27 protein-coding genes are annotated in these 17,581 nt (G+C 29.6%); 25 read left to right on the top strand and 2 right to left on the bottom strand.

Annotated features, from left to right (window positions below):
• The 19 genes from rplP (at position 1) to KJR01_RS01070 (ending at position 9,011) form a co-directional block, all read left to right on the top strand.
• A complete protein-coding gene (gene rplP, locus KJR01_RS01160) occupies positions 1–426 on the top strand; it encodes a 50S ribosomal protein L16 (protein ID WP_214116091.1) in 426 nt (141 codons plus the stop codon).
• The gene (rpmC, locus tag KJR01_RS01155; RefSeq protein WP_214116089.1) at positions 413–598 is read left to right on the top strand and encodes a 50S ribosomal protein L29; all 186 of its coding nucleotides are present in this window, start codon (positions 413–415) and stop codon (positions 596–598) included. Before rplP ends, rpmC begins: the two co-directional genes overlap by 14 nt.
• Before the next feature lie 10 nt (positions 599–608).
• Positions 609–860 (top strand): 30S ribosomal protein S17, encoded by a 252-nt coding sequence (gene rpsQ, locus KJR01_RS01150; RefSeq protein ID WP_214116088.1) that lies wholly within the window; start codon positions 609–611, stop codon positions 858–860.
• Complete coding sequence (rplN, locus tag KJR01_RS01145) at positions 860–1,228, top strand: 50S ribosomal protein L14 (RefSeq protein WP_214116086.1); 369 nt, start codon at positions 860–862, stop codon at positions 1,226–1,228. Before rpsQ ends, rplN begins: the two co-directional genes overlap by 1 nt.
• The gene (gene rplX / locus KJR01_RS01140; RefSeq protein ID WP_214116077.1) at positions 1,228–1,461 is read left to right on the top strand and encodes a 50S ribosomal protein L24; all 234 of its coding nucleotides are present in this window, start codon (positions 1,228–1,230) and stop codon (positions 1,459–1,461) included. The genes rplN and rplX overlap by 1 nt, the downstream gene beginning before the upstream one ends.
• A gap of 1 nt (position 1,462) precedes the next feature.
• Positions 1,463–2,008 carry a 50S ribosomal protein L5 gene (rplE, locus tag KJR01_RS01135; RefSeq protein WP_214116075.1) on the top strand — a complete coding sequence of 182 codons (546 nt, stop codon included), beginning with the start codon at positions 1,463–1,465 and terminating at the stop codon, positions 2,006–2,008.
• A 1-nt stretch (position 2,009) separates the two neighbouring features.
• The gene (locus KJR01_RS01130) at positions 2,010–2,195 is read left to right on the top strand and encodes a type Z 30S ribosomal protein S14 (protein ID WP_172234194.1); all 186 of its coding nucleotides are present in this window, start codon (positions 2,010–2,012) and stop codon (positions 2,193–2,195) included.
• A 9-nt stretch (positions 2,196–2,204) separates the two neighbouring features.
• Positions 2,205–2,600 (top strand): 30S ribosomal protein S8, encoded by a 396-nt coding sequence (gene rpsH / locus KJR01_RS01125; RefSeq protein WP_214116073.1) that lies wholly within the window; start codon positions 2,205–2,207, stop codon positions 2,598–2,600.
• 62 nt (positions 2,601–2,662) lie between these two features.
• Entirely contained in the window at positions 2,663–3,199 is a 537-nt protein-coding gene (gene rplF, locus KJR01_RS01120; RefSeq protein WP_214116071.1) for a 50S ribosomal protein L6, read from the top strand.
• 10 nt (positions 3,200–3,209) lie between these two features.
• Positions 3,210–3,566 (top strand): 50S ribosomal protein L18, encoded by a 357-nt coding sequence (rplR, locus tag KJR01_RS01115; RefSeq protein ID WP_214116069.1) that lies wholly within the window; start codon positions 3,210–3,212, stop codon positions 3,564–3,566.
• Between the two features lie 9 nt (positions 3,567–3,575).
• Entirely contained in the window at positions 3,576–4,019 is a 444-nt protein-coding gene (gene rpsE, locus KJR01_RS01110; protein ID WP_214116067.1) for a 30S ribosomal protein S5, read from the top strand.
• Positions 4,020–4,022: 3 nt separating this feature from the next.
• On the top strand, positions 4,023–4,424 hold the full coding sequence (gene rplO, locus KJR01_RS01105) for a 50S ribosomal protein L15 (RefSeq protein WP_214116065.1): 402 nt from the start codon (positions 4,023–4,025) through the stop codon (positions 4,422–4,424).
• A complete protein-coding gene (gene secY / locus KJR01_RS01100; protein WP_214116056.1) occupies positions 4,424–5,686 on the top strand; it encodes a preprotein translocase subunit SecY in 1,263 nt (420 codons plus the stop codon). Before rplO ends, secY begins: the two co-directional genes overlap by 1 nt.
• On the top strand, positions 5,683–6,282 hold the full coding sequence (locus tag KJR01_RS01095; protein WP_214116054.1) for an NlpC/P60 family protein: 600 nt from the start codon (positions 5,683–5,685) through the stop codon (positions 6,280–6,282). The genes secY and KJR01_RS01095 overlap by 4 nt, the downstream gene beginning before the upstream one ends.
• A complete protein-coding gene (locus tag KJR01_RS01090; RefSeq protein WP_214116045.1) occupies positions 6,272–6,991 on the top strand; it encodes a glutamate racemase in 720 nt (239 codons plus the stop codon). Before KJR01_RS01095 ends, KJR01_RS01090 begins: the two co-directional genes overlap by 11 nt.
• Positions 6,984–7,586 (top strand): MBL fold metallo-hydrolase, encoded by a 603-nt coding sequence (locus KJR01_RS01085; RefSeq protein ID WP_214116043.1) that lies wholly within the window; start codon positions 6,984–6,986, stop codon positions 7,584–7,586. Before KJR01_RS01090 ends, KJR01_RS01085 begins: the two co-directional genes overlap by 8 nt.
• Positions 7,580–7,879 carry a hypothetical protein gene (locus KJR01_RS01080; protein WP_214116041.1) on the top strand — a complete coding sequence of 100 codons (300 nt, stop codon included), beginning with the start codon at positions 7,580–7,582 and terminating at the stop codon, positions 7,877–7,879. Before KJR01_RS01085 ends, KJR01_RS01080 begins: the two co-directional genes overlap by 7 nt.
• The gene (map, locus tag KJR01_RS01075) at positions 7,866–8,627 is read left to right on the top strand and encodes a type I methionyl aminopeptidase (RefSeq protein WP_214116039.1); all 762 of its coding nucleotides are present in this window, start codon (positions 7,866–7,868) and stop codon (positions 8,625–8,627) included. The genes KJR01_RS01080 and map overlap by 14 nt, the downstream gene beginning before the upstream one ends.
• A 3-nt stretch (positions 8,628–8,630) precedes the next feature.
• Positions 8,631–9,011, top strand: coding sequence for a hypothetical protein (locus tag KJR01_RS01070; protein WP_214116037.1), 381 nt, complete (start codon positions 8,631–8,633; stop codon positions 9,009–9,011).
• Positions 9,012–9,055: 44 nt separating this feature from the next.
• Here the strand turns inward: KJR01_RS01070 and glmS are convergent, their stop codons facing one another.
• Positions 9,056–10,834: a glutamine--fructose-6-phosphate transaminase (isomerizing) gene (gene glmS, locus KJR01_RS01065; RefSeq protein ID WP_214116034.1), complete on the bottom strand. Its 1,779-nt coding sequence runs from the start codon at positions 10,832–10,834 to the stop codon at positions 9,056–9,058.
• A 92-nt stretch (positions 10,835–10,926) separates the two neighbouring features.
• Between glmS and mqnE the strand changes: the two genes are divergently transcribed.
• The 4 genes from mqnE to KJR01_RS01045 all read left to right on the top strand — a co-directional run bounded on the left by mqnE (position 10,927) and on the right by KJR01_RS01045 (position 14,369).
• Positions 10,927–11,991 carry an aminofutalosine synthase MqnE gene (mqnE, locus tag KJR01_RS01060; protein WP_214116032.1) on the top strand — a complete coding sequence of 355 codons (1,065 nt, stop codon included), beginning with the start codon at positions 10,927–10,929 and terminating at the stop codon, positions 11,989–11,991.
• A 214-nt stretch (positions 11,992–12,205) separates the two neighbouring features.
• Positions 12,206–13,555 carry an NCS2 family permease gene (locus KJR01_RS01055; protein ID WP_214116030.1) on the top strand — a complete coding sequence of 450 codons (1,350 nt, stop codon included), beginning with the start codon at positions 12,206–12,208 and terminating at the stop codon, positions 13,553–13,555.
• An 11-nt stretch (positions 13,556–13,566) separates the two neighbouring features.
• Entirely contained in the window at positions 13,567–14,007 is a 441-nt protein-coding gene (locus KJR01_RS01050; RefSeq protein ID WP_214116028.1) for a phosphoribosyltransferase, read from the top strand.
• A complete protein-coding gene (locus KJR01_RS01045; protein ID WP_214116025.1) occupies positions 14,004–14,369 on the top strand; it encodes an HIT family protein in 366 nt (121 codons plus the stop codon). The genes KJR01_RS01050 and KJR01_RS01045 overlap by 4 nt, the downstream gene beginning before the upstream one ends.
• A gap of 38 nt (positions 14,370–14,407) precedes the next feature.
• On the opposite strand, the gene KJR01_RS01040 is transcribed toward KJR01_RS01045, so the two are convergent.
• Entirely contained in the window at positions 14,408–15,067 is a 660-nt protein-coding gene (locus KJR01_RS01040; RefSeq protein ID WP_214116023.1) for a DNA alkylation repair protein, read from the bottom strand.
• 260 nt (positions 15,068–15,327) lie between these two features.
• Between KJR01_RS01040 and KJR01_RS01035 the strand changes: the two genes are divergently transcribed.
• Both KJR01_RS01035 and KJR01_RS01030 read left to right on the top strand, forming a co-directional pair.
• Complete coding sequence (locus KJR01_RS01035) at positions 15,328–16,563, top strand: major outer membrane protein (protein WP_214116022.1); 1,236 nt, start codon at positions 15,328–15,330, stop codon at positions 16,561–16,563.
• Positions 16,564–16,604: 41 nt separating this feature from the next.
• Positions 16,605–17,024, top strand: a complete 420-nt coding sequence (locus KJR01_RS01030; protein WP_214116020.1) for a c-type cytochrome — start codon at positions 16,605–16,607, stop codon at positions 17,022–17,024.
• The last annotated feature ends 557 nt before the right edge of the window (positions 17,025–17,581 follow it).

Here is a 17,581-nt window from a genome sequence, read left to right as displayed (position 1 = left end):
ATGTTGATGCCAAAAAGAACAAAATTTAGAAAAATGATGAAAGGCCGCAATCGTGGCTATGCTTGCCGTGGCACAAAACTTGCTCTAGGTGATTATGCTTTAAAAGCTACTGAGGGTGGTAGAGTTAATTCACGCCAAATTGAAGCAGCTCGTATTGCTCTAACTCGTCATGTTAAAAGACAAGGTAAATCATGGATAAGAGTATTCCCAGATAAACCTTTAACTAAAAAACCACTTGAAACAAGGATGGGTAAAGGTAAAGGTAGTGTTGAAGAATGGGTAATGAATATTCAACCAGGCAGAATTCTTTTTGAAATGACAGGCGTTAGTGAAGATATGGCTAGAGAAGCTCTTGCACTTGCTATGAGTAAATTACCATTTAAAACTAAGTTCGTTACAAGAGAGAGTGAAAATGAAATATACTGAGCTAAAAGATAAAACAGCAGAAGAATTAAATGCTATGTTAAAAGAGAAAAAGGTGCTTTTATTTACACTAAAACAAAAGCTTAAAACGATGCAGCTTACAAATACAAATGAGCTTCGCGTAGTAAGAAAAGATATTGCTAAAATCAATACTGCAATATCAGCTATGAAATAAGGGGCTAATTATGAGTTTTAAAAGAGAAATACAAGGCGTAATCGTTGCAAAATCAGGTGATAAAACAGTTAGCGTTCTAGTTGAGCGTAAAGTTGTTCACCCAAGATATAGAAAGATTGTAAAACGCTTTAAAAAATATTTAGTTCATGATGAAAAAAATACTGCTAATGTTGGCGATACAGTTGTGGCAATTGAATGCAGACCATTGTCAAAACGCAAATCTTTTCGTCTTAAAACAATCTTAGCAGCAGGAGTTGAGTAATGATTCAAAGTTTTACAAGGCTTGTAGTTGCTGATAATAGCGGCGCAAAAGAAATTATGTGTATAAAAGTATTAGGTGGTAGCAAGAGAAGATATGCTACTGTAGGTGATGTTATAGTTGCATCTGTTAAAAAAGCTTTACCAAATGGTAAAATTAAAAAAGGTCAAGTAGTTAAAGCTGTAATCGTAAGAACTAAAAAAGAAGTTCAAAGAGAAAATGGCTCATTAATTCGTTTTGATGAAAATGCAGCAGTTATTTTAGATGCTAAAAGAGAGCCAGTTGGAACTCGTATTTTCGGGCCAGTTGGTAGAGAAGTAAGATATGGTGGCTTTATGAAAATTGTTTCACTAGCTCCGGAGGTTTTATAATGGCTGTTAAATTTAAAATTAAAAAAGGTGATAATGTAAAAATTATCGCAGGTGATGATAAAGGTAAAACAGGTGTTGTAAAGGCAGTTTTTCCTAAGAAAAATCAAGTAATCGTTGAAGGTTGCAAAATTGCTAAGAAAGCAGTTAAACCAAGCGAACAAAATCCACAAGGTGGTTTTGTAAATAAGGAAATGCCTATGGATATTTCAAATGTAGCAAAGGTGGAGGCATAATATGAGATTAAAAGAAAAATATGTTAATAGCATTAAGCCTGCTATTGCTAAAGAATTTGATATTAAAAATCCTATGTTAATTCCTGCTATTGAAAAAATTGTAATTAGCGTTGGTTTAGGTGCTGAATTTACTAAAGATCAAAAAGTATTACAAAGCATTGTTGATACAATTAGTTTAATTTCAGGACAAAAAGCAGTTGTAACTAAAGCTAAAAAATCAGTTGCTGGTTTTAAAGTAAGAGATGGTTTCCCTGTTGGTGTAATGGTAACTTTAAGAAAAGACAATATGTATGCGTTTTTAGATAAGTTAATTTCTATTGCATTACCAAGAGTTAAAGACTTTAGAGGCCTAAGTAGAGATGGTTTTGATGGTCGTGGAAATTATAGCTTCGGTTTAAATGAACAATTAATGTTCCCTGAAGTTGTATATGACCAAATTTTAAGAACCCATGGTATGAATATAAATGTTGTAACAACAGCAAATAGCGATAAAGAGGCATTAAGATTATTAGAATTATTCGGTGTGCCTTTCACAAAAGGAAAGTAATATGGCAAAAAAATCAATGATAGCAAAAGCTGCTCGTCCAGCTAAGTTTAAAGTTAGAGCTTATACAAGATGCCAAATTTGTGGTCGTCCACACTCAGTATATAGAGATTTTGGAATTTGCCGTGTGTGCCTAAGAAAAATGGCTAATGAAGGATTAATTCCTGGTCTTAAGAAAGCTAGCTGGTAAGGAGAAGTTATGATTAACGATTTAATTTCAGATTCACTAACTCGTATTAGAAATGCAGCACTTCGTAAATTAGATACAACAAAATTACTACATTCAAAAGTTGTAGAATCTATTGTTGATATTTTTAAAGCGAAAGGTTATATTGAAGATTATAGCGTTGTTGAAGAAGATAAAAAGAAATTCATCAATGTAGTTTTAAAATATGATGAAAAAGGCAAAAGCGTTATTAATGAAATAAAGCGTGTTAGCAAACCTGGTCGTAGAGTTTACCGTGGTAAAGATGAAATCAAAAGATTTAAAAACGGTTATGGAACAATAGTTGTAAGTACAAGCAAAGGTGTTATTAGCAATGAAGTTGCTTATAAAGAAGGCATCGGTGGCGAAGTACTTTGCACTATTTGGTAATTAATGCTTTTTATGGCATTCGGAAAGCTTAAGCTTTCCCTAGACAAATAAAAAGGAAAAATATGTCAAGAATAGGAAAACAACCAATTGAAATTCCAGCTGGAATTTCAGCTAAAGTAGATGGTAATGTTCTTAGTTTTACTAAAGGAAATGTAAAAAAAGAACTTGATTTTAAAGGCCATGTAAATGTAGAAGTTAAAGATAATCAAGTAGTATTCACTCCAAAAAGTGATGATAGAAGTTCAAGAGCTTATTGGGGAACTTACAGAGCTTTAGCTAATAACATAGTAATAGGTCTTACTCAAGGATTTAAAAAAGTATTAGAAATAAATGGTGTTGGATATAAAGCTGCAATGAAAGGTAAAACTTTAGAAATGGCTTTAGGTTACTCACATCCAGTAATTTTTGATGCTCCAGAAGGCATTGAAATAGCAGTTGAGAAAAATACTATCGTAATTACAGGTGCTGATAAGCAAGTAGTAGGTCAAGTTGCAGCTAAAATTCGTGAATTTAGACCACCTGAGCCATATAAAGGTAAAGGTATTAAGTATTCAGATGAGCGTATTATTCGCAAAGCTGGTAAAACATCTAAGAAGTAAGGGATAAATAATGAGAGCAAATATCTTAAAAAGAAAATTATCTCTTAGAATTAAGAGAAAAAAGAGAATTCGTGCAAAAATTAGCGGTTGTGCAACTTTACCAAGAGTATCTATTTTTAAATCAAATAGAACGCTTTATGTTCAAGCAATTGATGATGTAAAAGCTCACACAATAGCTAGCGTAAATGGTAAAAAATTAGGCATTAAAGCAAATATTGAAGGTGCTAAGAAATTAGCAGCTGAATTTGCAAAAAGCTTAAAAGCGGCAAAAATTGAAGAAGCAGTTTTTGATAGAAATGGTTATTTATACCATGGTGTTGTAGCAGCTTTTGCTGATGCTTTAAGAGAAAACGGTATCAAACTATAAGGATAAATTATGGAAAAATATAATAGAGAAGAATTTGAAGAAGTAATTGTTGATATCGGTAGAGTTACAAAGGTTGTTAAAGGTGGTCGCCGCTTTAGATTTACAGCACTTGTAATTGTAGGTAATAAAAATGGCCTTGTAGGTGTTGGTTATGGTAAAGCTAAAGAAGTTCCTGATGCTATTAAAAAAGCAGTAGATGATGCGTTCAAAAATATCATTTCAGTTAAACTTCGTGGCCAAACAATCCCACACGATATTGAAGTAAAATACAATGCAAGCCGTATTTTATTAAAACCTGCTAGCGAAGGTACTGGAGTTATCGCAGGTGGTTCAAGCCGTCCAATTATTGAACTTGCAGGTATTAAAGATATTCTTACAAAATCACTTGGTTCATCAAATCCAGGCAACGTTGTAAGAGCTACAATCAAAGCTTTAAGTATGTTGAAAGGATAAAAAATGGGACTTGAAAATTTACAAAAAGCAGCAGGCTCTACTCATAAAACAAAAAGAATAGGCCGTGGTCAAGGTTCTGGCTGGGGAAAAACTGCTACAAAAGGTGGTAAAGGTCAAACAGCTAGAAAAGGTTATAATGAAAAAAGAGGTTTTGAAGGTGGTCAGCAACCACTTCAAAGAAGATTACCTAAAGTTGGTTTTACTTCTAAGTTTGAAAAACCTTATGTAATTAATGTTGAAAAAGTTACAGCTATTAAAGAATTAAAAGAAATTACTTTTGAAAGCTTAAAAAGTGTTCATAAATTTTCTTCAAGCGTTAAGAAAATAAAATTAATTGGCGCAAGTGCTAGTTCATTAGTAGCAAAAATCAAAGACGAAAACATTAAAACTAGCGGAAGTAAATAATGAATAAAAATCTTGCCAATAAAATTTTTATAACATTGGCGCTTTTATTTGCTTACAGGATACTGGCTTACGTGCCAGTTCCTGGCGTAAATGTAGATGTAATTAAAGAATTTTTTGAATCAAACACAAATAATGCTTTAGGTATGTTTAATATGTTTAGTGGAAAAGCTGCTGAGCGTTTATCAATCATATCTTTAGGTATAATGCCTTATATTACTTCATCAATTATTATGGAATTACTTGCAGCAACATTTCCAAATATCGGTCGTATGAAAAAAGAACGCGATGGAATGGTTAAATATATGCAAATTATTCGTGTAGCAACTATTGTAATTACTTTAATTCAAAGTGTTGGAGTTTCAGTAGGGCTTCAAAGCTTACACTCAAGAACAGGTGAAGCTGCTATTATGATTGATTTTAATACATTTATAGCTTTAAGCGCTGCTAGTATGTTAGCTGGAACTATGTTGCTTATGTGGTTAGGCGAGCAAATTACTCAAAGAGGTATTGGCAATGGTATTTCATTAATTATTTTTGCTGGTATCGTTTCGGGAATTCCTAGTGCGATTTCTAGCACAATTAACCTTGTAAATACTGGTGAATTAAATTTCTTAGTAGTAATTGGTATTGCCTTAGTTATTATTGCAGCTATTGGTGCTATTATTTATGTAGAATTGGGAGAAAGAAGAATTCCAATTTCTTATAGTAGAAAAGTTTTAATGCAAAATCAAAATAAAAGAATTATGAATTATATTCCTATTAAATTAAATTTAAGTGGTGTAATTCCTCCAATTTTTGCTAGTGCAATTTTGACATTTCCTGCTACTGTTTTACAATCAAGTACAAATGAATACATTATGAAAATTAATGATATTTTCAATCCAAATGGTTATGTATTTCATATTTTTACATTCTTTTTTGTAATCTTTTTTGCATATTTTTACGCATCAATTGCATTTAATGCAAAAGATATTTCAGAAAACCTAAAAAAACAAGGTGGTTTTATTCCAGGTATTCGTCCAGGAGAAGGAACAGCTTTATATTTAAATGAAATTGCAAGTCGCTTGACATTAAGTGGCTCAATATATTTAGCAATTATCGCTACGCTTCCTTGGCTTTTAGCTAAATTTATGGGAGTTCCATTTTATTTTGGTGGAACATCAGTTTTAATTGTTGTTCAGGTAGCACTTGATACAATGAGAAAAATTGAAGCTCAAATGTATGTGAATAAATATCAAACCTTAAGTGCAGTAGGCTTATGATTATAAATAGGCAAATATTTTTGCCGATTATTTTGGCTATATTTTTTGTGGCTTGTTCGCAAAATATAGCCAACAATAACTATGAAAACTATCAAAATAAAATCAATGGTGTAGTATTAATTGATGATGTTTATTCTAATTATCCAGCACAAATGTTTACTCCTAATGCTATTTTTGATACTAAATTGGATATAGAAAAAGTACAACAAACAAATAAAAATGTAGAGCGTATTTTAAATTCTTCAAGTGAGTGGAGATACACTCCTTATAGACTTGGCGGCACTAATAAAAACAAAGGTGCGGATTGTTCTTTTTTTACTCAAGAGATTTATAAACAAGTATATGGATTTAATCTAAGTAGAAGTACAAAAGAGCAAAGATTAGGTGGTAAAAAAGTTTCAAAATCTAAGCTTAAAGCAGGAGATTTAGTGTTCTTTAGAACAGATGGACCTTTTGGCTTACATGTTGGAATTTATCTTGAAAATAACAATTTTATACATTTATCTTCAAAAGGTGGAACAAGAATTCAAAGCCTTAATGTAAGATATTGGAATACAAGATATTTAGATGCAAGAAGGTATATAAATGCTAAATAAAATAGCAATTTTTGATAGTGGTGTAGGTGGGCTTGGAACTTTAAAATTATTAGTAAAAAGCCGTGTAGCAAAAGAAATAATTTATTATGCTGATAATAAAAATGTCCCATTTGGAACTAAAAGCAAAGAAGAAATTTTAAAAATCGGTCAAAATGCAATTGATTATTTAACAAGTTTAAATGTAGATTTGATTATTTTAGCCTGTAACACAGTTAGCTCAATTTTAAGCGAGCTAAATGTAGCTATTAAAGTTCTTCCTATAAGTGATTATGGTATTTTAGGGCTTAGCCAAATTGCTAATAATCAAAATTCTTTAGTAGTAGCTACAAAAGCAACTCTTAGCTCAGGGCTTTATCAAAACGCTTGTAAAAAATATAATATAAAAGCTGATTTTATAAGTCCTATTTCTTTTGTTCCTATTGTTGAGAGCATGGATTATTCTAAAGCGAGTGAAGATTTTGCAAATTATTTTAATAAAAATAATTATGATTATATTCTTTATGCTTGTACTCATTATCCATTTTTAGAGCAAGAATTTAAAACTTATTTTCCTAAAGCCACATTGATTGACCCAGCAAAAATTTTAGCACAAACTATGCAAGATAAATTTTTTAATAAAGATTTTAAATCAGAAATTATAATTGATTTTAGAGCTAGTAAAGATACTAAGATATTAAAAGATTTTTATGAAAGGATTAAAAATGTATGAGATTTTAGTAAGACCTTGTGGAGATTACGCTACAAATTGTTATATTGTAAAGCACGAATTAGGAGATATTGTAATAGACCCAGGCAAAGGTGCTTTAAGTTTTATTAAAGAAAACTCAAGCAAAGTCCTAGCGATTTTAAACACTCACGGACACCACGACCACATATGGGACAATAAATTAGTAGCACAAGAATTTAACGCTCCTTTATATACCCCAAAAGATGATATATTTATGTTAAAAAATCCTTTTTATGGTTTTTTGCCAAGCGATGATATAGCAATAGCCGTTGAAGACAAAGAAGAATTAGTGTTTAATGGTTTAAAATTTACTTTTCATCATTTTGCAGGTCATACTCCAGGTTGTTCTATGATTGAATTTGATGATGTTTATTTTAGTGGGGATTTTTTATTTGAAAGAAGTATAGGCAGATGGGATTTTGAGTTCTCAAATGCTGATGATATGGTAAATAGTCTTGAAAAAGCAAAGAATTTAAAAGATGATTTTTATTTACTACCAGGTCATGGAAATCAAACAAAAGTTAGTTTAGAAAAACCACATTTTGATTCTTGGATAAGATACATTAAGCAATGTTAATAATAGAATTAATTTTAGTATTTTTTGGTTTGATGGCTTGGTTTTTTCAAAAAGCATCACCAAAAAATGAAAAAATAGAAAGACTTAGTAGAAAATGTCCTTGCACAAGAATGGCTAATACTGGGGTTTTAACTAAAATATTTCTTTATTCAGCCATTGGTATAATTATAATTAATGCTTCAATGTTAGACTATGTGGGTTTTAATAAAGATAATATCTCTCAATTTATAATAGCCTTAGTGCTTGTATTTTTGGGGTATAAAGTAAGAAAGGATGAATATGATAGAAATTAAAAAACCAGCAGAAATAGAAAAATTAAGAGTAGCTAATAAAATGGTTGCAAAAACGCTAGATTATCTTGAAACTTTAATAAAACCAGGAATTTCTTTAAAAGAATTAGATAAAGCTGCAGAAGATTATATCTTAAGTCTTGGTGCAAAACCAGCTTTTAAAGGGCTTTATGGTTTTCCGGGTGCAATTTGTGTTAGTCTTAATGAAACTTGCATTCATGGAATTCCTGATGATAGAGTTTTAAAAGAAGGCGATATTGTGAGTTGCGATGTTGGAACTTTCATAGATGGATATTATGGAGACGCTGCTAGGACTTATGGTGTTGGCAAAATCTCTAAAAAAGATGAAGAATTAATTGCTTGTAGCAAGGATTGTTTGCTAAATGCAATAAGTAATATTAAAGATGGTATGAGATTTAAAGAGCTTAGCAAGATTTTAGAAGACTTTATTCGCTCTCGTGGTTTTGTTCCACTAGAAGGATTTTGCGGACACGGCATTGGTAGAAAACCACACGCAGAGCCTGAAATACCAAACTATCTACACCCAAATGATAGTATTAAAAATGGTCCAAAGATTAAAAATGGAATGGTATTTTGTATAGAGCCTATGATTTGTCAAAAAGATGGAAGACCTAAAAATCTAAAAGGTATGTGGGAAACTGCTTCAGCAGATGGGTTAAATACTGCTCATTATGAACACTGCGTAGCTATTGTAAATGGAAGAGCCGAGATTTTATCAATTAATGAGTAAATTATGGATGCGAAAATAATTAAATCTAAATTAGATTTTAGCAGTGTTTTGTATTTTGTATTTATTTATTTGATTATTGCAATAACACAAGGAGCTTTTAAAGCAGGTTTTGTTTATTTAGGCATATTTTTCTCAATTTTGCTTGTGATTTATATTTATGATATGCCTATAATTAAAGTGATTTTGTATAAAGATAGAATTGGAGTTAGATTTATATTTTTTACAAAATACATAAAACTAAGCGATATTAAAAGCTATAAAAGAAAAAAGAGAATTTTAAAAATCAAAACCAATGGCTTATTTTATTCAAATATAAAATTAAGAAATTTTCATACAAATAGCCTTGATGAAATAGAACAGCACTTAAATGCTATAAATGAATAAAAATTGTGGAATTTAAATTAGGAAATTATCCTAATTTAAATTCTTTATTCAACCGTTACGCTTTTTGCTAGATTTCTTGGCATATCTACATTTGCACCAACACGATTTGTAATTTCTAGTGCAAATAATTGCATAATTACCATCATTTCAAAAAATTCGCTTAGATAATGTTCTTGTTCGCTTGTTTTTATAAAATCATCAGCTTCACTAAACTCAATAGGAGAAATTGCTAAAATATTTGCATCTCTTGCGCTTAATTCTAAGACATTTGAGCGAGTTTTATCATATAAAATATTTTTTGGCATAAATGCAATTGTAAATAATTCGCTATCAGCAAGTGCGATAGGACCATGCTTCATCTCTCCTGCTGCATAGCCTTCTGCGTGCATATAGCTTATTTCTTTTAATTTTAATGCCGCTTCAAGTGCTAAAGGATAAAATAAATCTCTACCTATAAAGAAAAATCCGTGTCCGTGTAAGTATCTTTTGCTTAAGCGTTTTAATTTATCGTGAGTATTTTTATTTACTTTTAATACATTAGATAAATCCTTAATAGCAAGTAATTCTTTTTTAATATCTAAATTAGGATTTTTATTTAAATACAATGCTAGTAGCCATAGATTTAGCATTTGAGCGCAAAATGCTTTAGTGCTTGCTACACTTTTTTCAATCCCTGCACGAATTAAAATACAATAATCAGCTTCTCTTGCTATGCTTGAATTATCAACATTGCATAATGCTAAAGTTTTAAGCCCAGCATTTTTTGCTATTTTTAAAGCTTCAAGAGTATCAGCTGTCTCGCCGCTTTGAGATATACAAACGAATAAAGCGTTTTTATCTAAAAAGCCATTTTTATATCTAAACTCACTTGCTATTTCTACACGGCATTCAATATTAGCACTTCTTTCATAAATATAGCTAGATGCTAATGCTGCGTGATAGCTAGTGCCACAAGCACAAATTATGATTTTACTAAAGTCTTGATTTAAATTCTTTAATTCATCAAAACATACTTTATCATTAATAATTCTTCCTATTAATATATTTTGAACGATTTGGCTTTGCTCGTAGATTTCTTTTTCCATAAAAGTATCAAATCCATCTTTTAAAGCACTTTCTTTATCACAATTTAATTCTTTAAACTCAACAACACCATTTAACAAATGAATTCCATTTTTATCTAAAAAGCCAAAATCCCCATCGTTTAAATAAGCAACTTGTTTGCAAATTCCAACCAATGGAGCATCACAAGATGCCATATAAAACTCACTATTATTTGAGCCTTTTCCTATTATTAGTGGTGCGTTTTTCTTAGCAAAAAATATAGTATTTGGAGCTTTTTTTGTGATTAGTAATATTGCATAAGCTCCATCAATTTTTTTAATAACTTCACTAAAAGCTTTTTCAGGACTTAAAGTATTTGCGTATTTTTCAAATAAATGAACAATTACTTCTGTATCTGTTTGCGAATTAAAATGTGTGGTTTTTAGTTCTTCTTTTATTTCTTTATAATTTTCTATAATTCCATTATGTATTACGCAAGAATATTCGCCATAATGTGGATGGGAATTTGTATCATCAGGTTTTCCGTGAGTTGCCCAACGAGTATGACCTATGGCTACACCTTCATCATTAAAGTTTAAATTTTTCATAAAATTTGCTAGGTTTTCTAATTTTCCAGCTTTTTTAAAAAAACTCAATTCGTCTTTTTCCAACACAGCCATACCAGCACTATCATATCCACGATATTCAAGCTCTTTTAAGCCGTTTAGTATAATTTCTTTTTTTTCTAATTGTCCTAAATACCCAACAATTCCGCACATTTTTAATCCTTTAATAATAAAAATTACGCTAATTTATAGTAAGTTGTTAAACAAAGATAAATATAATCACTTTTCTTTTTTAAGGATGGTAAATGGATATTTTAGAAGCGTTAGATGAAGGCAAAAGATTAAGCGAAGAAGATTGTTATAAGTTATACGATTTAGATTTGCAAGTCTTAGGATTTTACGCTAATAAAAAGAGATTAAAACTTCACGGAAAAAAAGTTTATTTTAATTGTAATCGTCACATAAATCCTACAAATATGTGCGTTGATACTTGTGCTTTTTGTGCATTTTCAGCTCATAGGCACAATCCAAATCCATATCATCTAACACACGAAGAAATCTTAAAAATAGTTGATGATACCGTTACTCGTGGGACAAAAGAAATACACATTGTTTCAGCTCACAATAAAAAAGGTGGTTGGGAATGGTATTTTGAGATTTTTAGAAAAATTAAAGATAAATACCCACATTTACATATTAAAGCAATGACAGCTGCTGAAATTAATTTTATTGCAAAGAGTTTTTTTGATGGAGATTATTCTGCAGTAATTGACAAAATGCTTGAATATGGAGTTGACTCTATGCCGGGTGGCGGTGCTGAAATTTTTGATGAAAAAGTTAGAAATGAGCTTTGTGCTAGCAAAGTTAGTTCTGATAATTGGCTTAAGATTCATGGGCTATGGCATCAAAAAGGAAAACAAAGTAATGCAACTATGCTTTTTGGACACATTGAAAGTCGTGAGAACAGAATTGACCATATGCTAAGACTAAGAAAACAACAAGATATTAGCAAAGGATTTAATGCTTTTATTCCGTTAGTATGGCAAAAAGACAATTCGTTTTTAAAGGATTTAAAACCGCTTGGAAGTATAGAAATTCTAAAAACTATTGCAATAGCAAGGCTTGTTTTAGATAATATTTCTCATATTAAAGCTTATTGGGCGACTTTAGGGTTAAACCTTGCAATGGTGGCTCAAGAATACGGAGCAAATGACCTTGATGGAACAATAGAAAAAGAAAATATCCAAAGTGCAGGTGGTGCAAAAAGTGCTAATGGCATTACGCTACAAGACTTCATAGACAATATCAAAACATCAAATTTAATTCCAATAGAAAGAGATAGTTTATACAATGAGATTAAGGAATATTGATTGAATTCTTTATATGTTTTTAGCTCCATTTTAAAAACATCATTCAAACTCATTATGCAATTAATATATGATTGCAAAAAATATACTTTCAAACAATTTAATCTAATAATTTCTTACTACAAACAAAAGGATACTGCTATGAGCTAGAATTTTTAATCTTATTGTGTTTAATCTTAGGTGCTTTACGCTAAATATTTTTTTATAAGGGAAAAAAATGGACTTTTTTAAGTTAAAAGAAAACAATACAAGTGTTAAAAATGAGTTTAATGGTGCTTTAGCAACATTTTTATCAATGCTTTATATTATTCCAACTAATGCTTTTATAGTAAGCAATACAGGGCTTAGTGTAGAAGCTTTAATGCTAGCAACTGCTTTAGTAACTATAATAGCAACTGCATTTACAGGACTTTTTGCAAATTCTCCAATAGCAATGAGTACAGGTATGGGGCTTAATGTATTTTTTACATTTTCAATGTGCAAAGGTCAAGGAATTCCTGTTGAAACTGCTTTAGGTGCTGTTTTTATAAGTGGTTTTATATTTTTAGTTCTTTCTTTTACAAATTTTCGTATTTTTATTTTAAAAAGCATTCCTGAAGATTTTCGCCGTGCTATAAGTGCTGGTATTGGGTGCTTTCTAGCGTTTATGGGGATGAATCAGGCTCATATTGTTACGGCTGATCCTGTAACTCTTTTAAAAATAGGTAATTTTGCAGACCCGAATGTGTTATTTTGTTTATTTGTATTATTTTTAATTGTTTGTTTTTGGGCTTGGAAGATTAAAGCAGGTTTTATTTTAGCGGTTTTAATAGGTAGTATTATCGCTTGGACTTTTGGAATAGGTGGAGCAAAATTACCAAGTGAATTTGTGGCAATTCCAAATTTTAGTGAAAAAGATGGGCTTATGAGTATTTTTGCAAAACTTGATATTATGAGTGCTTTAAGTTTATCGGTATTACCTGCAGTAATGACACTTTTTGTAACTCAATTATTTGATAGTATAGGCACGATTACTGGTGCTGGAATTAGGGGCGGAATATTTAAAAATAAAACAAAATCAGACGGAACTCTTGATGATAGTGGAGATAAAAAATTAGGTAAAACTATGATAGCAGACGCGGCAGGAACTTGTATCGGAGCAGTTATTGGCACATCAACCGCAACTGCATTTGTAGAAAGTAGTGCTGGTATAGAAAGTGGTGCTAGAACAGGACTTAGCAATATATTTTTAGCGGGAATGTTTTGTCTTTGCATATTCTTTTTACCATTTTTCCAAGCAATTCCTGTTAATGCTATTTATCCTATCTTGATAATGGTTGGAATTTTAATGTTTATGGAAGTTAGCAATATTGATTTTAAAGACCCTGCAAATAGTGTTGCTACGTTTTTTACAGTAATTATGATGCCATTTACTTACTCAATTACTACAGGTATTGCTTTTGGATTTATTTCTTATGTATTAGTTAGATTATTAAGAAAAGAATTTAATAAGCTAAGTAGTGGTATAATCGTTATCTCTATTATTTGTATGGCAGTGTTCTTGCTACAATTTATGAAATTTAATTAAAAGGTAAAACTATGTATAAATATACTTACGATGAATTTAAAAATGACTTTGAGCCGTTTGCAAAACGCATTCAAGATGAGTTCAACCCAGACGCTTTTGTAGGTGTTGCTCGTGGTGGTCTTACACTTACTCACGCATTATCAACTGCGCTTAAAAGCAGAAATGCTTTTGTATTAAATAGTATTCATTATGATGGGCAAAAAAAATTAGATACTATTGAAATTACTAATATTCCTGATTTAAGTAAAGCTAAAAAAGTTTTAATCATTGATGATATCGTAGATAGTGGTGAAAGTCTTGATGCAATTCGTAAAAAAATCTTAGAAATTTACCCACATTTAGAAGTTAAACTTGCTGTTATTTTTTATAAGCCAAGCGCTATTATAAAACCTGAATTTTGTGTAAAAGAAGCTAAAGAATGGATTAGTTTCTTTTGGGATTTTGAAGTATGATTTATGAAAATAGTTTTTGCTATATTAAACGCCACGAGAGTTCTATCCCGTGGCTAGAAATCCATGCAAAAGACGAATACAAAGAACTTAGTAATGATGAAGAAACAAGCCTAAAAATCTTTAAAATTGCTATGCTTATAGAAAAAGAAATGATTAGTTTTTATAAGCCAACTAAGATTAATCACGCTTCATTTGCTAACTACTTTCCTAAAGCTCATTGGCATATAATGGCTAGATTTAGTGATGATGGATTTTATCCTGAATGTATGTGGGGTAAGCAATTAGGGGATTTAAAAGATTATAGAGCTAATTTTGATGAATTTTGCGATATTTTAGTAGCTAAGTTAAAGAATTTTAAATAAGTAGAAATCATATTTAATTTTTACTTATTTAAAACATATTACTTTCTTAAATCTTTTAATAAAATCTTATTCTCTGCTGATATTTTTGCACTATAACTTATCTTTTGAAACATCATTGATAAAGTTTCATTATCTAATTTTTTAATTTTTAAAAAATTAAAAGTTTCATCAAAATTATTACTTAAAAGTTCTGTAAAATACCAAGCTCTAGCCATATTTACATAATATTCTTGACTTTTTATATTAAATATTTTTTCTAATTTTGTGGTATCACTGCTAAAATATCTTATAAAACATAAAATCCCAAATCTTTTTTCATATATTGCGCTAGATTCAATCCATTCGCATATGATTTGTTCTACCTTATCAAGATTATTATCAAAACACTTAGGTCTTATAGTATCGCAACTACACCAATTATCTATGATTTTTAATATTATTTTTAAATTCTTAACTACTAAATCATAATCATCTAACTCATTTAGCACATGTATATAAAGTTGCATTTCATCAAAACTATTAAAATTAGTATTTGATAAATAATCATTTAAATCATACTTTTTAATTATAGTTTTTGCATACCTTTTAAGCTTATTATTTCTAACTCCTATTATTTTATAGTTAGTAAATACTGATTTTTTGCAATAACTTTTATATATTTTATCTATATGTTTTTGTAAATATTCTTTAATTTTCATTATAGCTCTTTCGTTTTGTTTAAAAAAATAATCTTACTATAAATACTTTTACTAAGTATTAACCTAGCTTCTTTAAAATCATCGCAACTTAGACTAGTTTTTTACTCCTTGAGAGACTTAAACCCCTTGAGAAATCAAGGGGTTTTCCTTTTTTAAGAATAATTCAAATTACATTTTTTTAAAAATTTATATAACTTTAAGCTTAATTTTCAAAATTTATGCTACTATTCCCTTACATTTTTACAAAAAAAGGAGAAAAAATGAAATTAGTTAAATTAAGTTTAGCAGCAGTTGTTGCTGCGGGTTCGTTCTCATTCGCGAACGCAGTTGCTTTAGATGAAGCTATTCAAAATGTAGACCTATCAGGAATGTTAAGATATAGATACGATACAAATTCTGAAAAAATAAAAAACAATTCAGTTACTACGAAAATAGATAGATCAGAAGATAACGGACATTTATATAAAGTTCAATTAAAATTTGGTGCTGATATCGCTGATAATTTTAAAGCTACAGCATTATTCCAATATTCAAACACTGATGGTTCTTTTGGTAATTCAGCATATTTAAATGATAAAAAAACTTTTAATGTAAGAGATGCTTATTTAACTTATACAAATTACGATACTTCATTCATATTCGGTAGAATGGAAATCGGTTCAATTTGGACTGATGATTTACTAGGAACAGGATTAAAAATAGTAAATAACAGCATTGAAAATGTAACTTTAGCAGCTTATGCATTTGATAACTATAACAATGATGGAGATTTAAGTAGTGTTTTATTTGTTAAAGATGAAGAAGGTAATAAATACGCTACAAGTAAGAACCTTTATGGTATAGCAGCAATTGCTAATTTTGACCCAGTAGCAGCTCAATTATGGGTTTCAAATATGGCTAGCTGGGGCACATTCTATGCAGTAGATTTCAATGTTGCTCTAGGCGATAAAGATGATTTCGCATACAATATTCACGCTCAATACGCAGGCAATAGCCTTAAAAAAGATAGAAAAGGTGAAACAGCAGCTAATGGTAACTTCTATGCAGCAGAAGCTGGCTTTGATGCATTCGGCTTAGACTTCAATGTAGGTTATGCTGGTTATGGTAAAAAAGATAAATTAACTCTTAATACTGTAGAAGATGAAGGTCAATTAATCAACTACGGCGAAATCGTAATGAAAGACTACCAAGGTGGTTTTGGTAAAAAAGATTTCGTATTCGGAACAATTGGCTATACATTTGAAGATGTAAGATTTGGTGTTGATATTATTAGCGGAACAAATAAAATTGTTAACAATAAAGAAAAATTATTTGAAGTTAAGCCACAACTATCTTACAAATACAGCGACAAACTAAACTTCTCAGCATTCTATGCTTACGCAGAAACTAAAGATGCTACTGAAGTAAGTATTACTAAAGATAACAAATTAAGTCTTGATAAGTCTGATAAGAAAAAAGAAAGTTTAATCAGATTCCAAGCTAAATATACATTTTAATTAATTGCTAGGCTTTAAGCCTAGCTTTTTAAAGACTTAGAATGAAAAAAATTTTATTATTTTTATGTATTATAAATTCTATAAATGCAGTGACTACAGATGATTTATTAAATTATACTTTTAGTGATAATTTAGATATTAATTTAGGTAAAGAACTTTTTATAAATATTCATAAATGCAATTCTTGTCATGGAGATTTAGGAGATAAATCAAGCACTACATTTAAATCCTTAAACACTCATTCAGCATCTACTTTAAAATCAATGTTAAAATCTTACAAAAACGATAAAGATTTTGGAGGCAAAACAAGATTTGTTATGCAAAGATATGCAAATAAATTGTCAAATAAGGATATTGATAATATTATAGCTTATATAAAGGGCAAAGATAATTTAGAATTACCTAATTCAAAAAATATTGAACCTGCTAAAAAAACTAAAGATAATTTATATTTGGAATAAAATCTAAATATAAATTCCTATTTTAAAACTTAGATATTTTATTATAATTTAGCTATATAACTTAATAATCTTATAAAATATATAATGCCATTAAGTTATGTAAAATTAACTTATCTAAAATATTTTATACAAATAATTCAAGTAATGTTTTTTATATTATTCAAAATTATTATTTATTTTCTTACTAAATTTCAAATTTCTCAAACCTAACTCTCACCACATAACCACCAAAACTACAAACTATCTTCACTAATTTTAGTTTTTAATGTTTTTAAATTGTATTTTTTAAATTCTCCCAACTTTCCCTATTTTTCCAAATAATTTTCATTTTTTTCAATTTTTTTAAAAAATATTTTTATATTTAAGAATACTTTAAGTTTTGCTGTATATAATTCAGGCTTTCGTTTGCATAACTTCAGTTATCAAACTTGTTATTTTAAATAGTTTTATTGTTAATTTTAAATATATCAATTATTTCAACGTCAATCTTTGATATCTAAACAAGTGATCAAGAGCCATTTAAAACTTTCTTATATATAAGTTTTAAATCATTCACT

Origin of the sequence: Campylobacter sp. 2018MI10, assembly GCF_018501175.1 — a bacterium.
Classification (GTDB): Bacteria; Campylobacterota; Campylobacteria; order Campylobacterales; family Campylobacteraceae; genus Campylobacter_E.
This window is presented reverse-complemented; position numbering and strand designations above follow the sequence as displayed.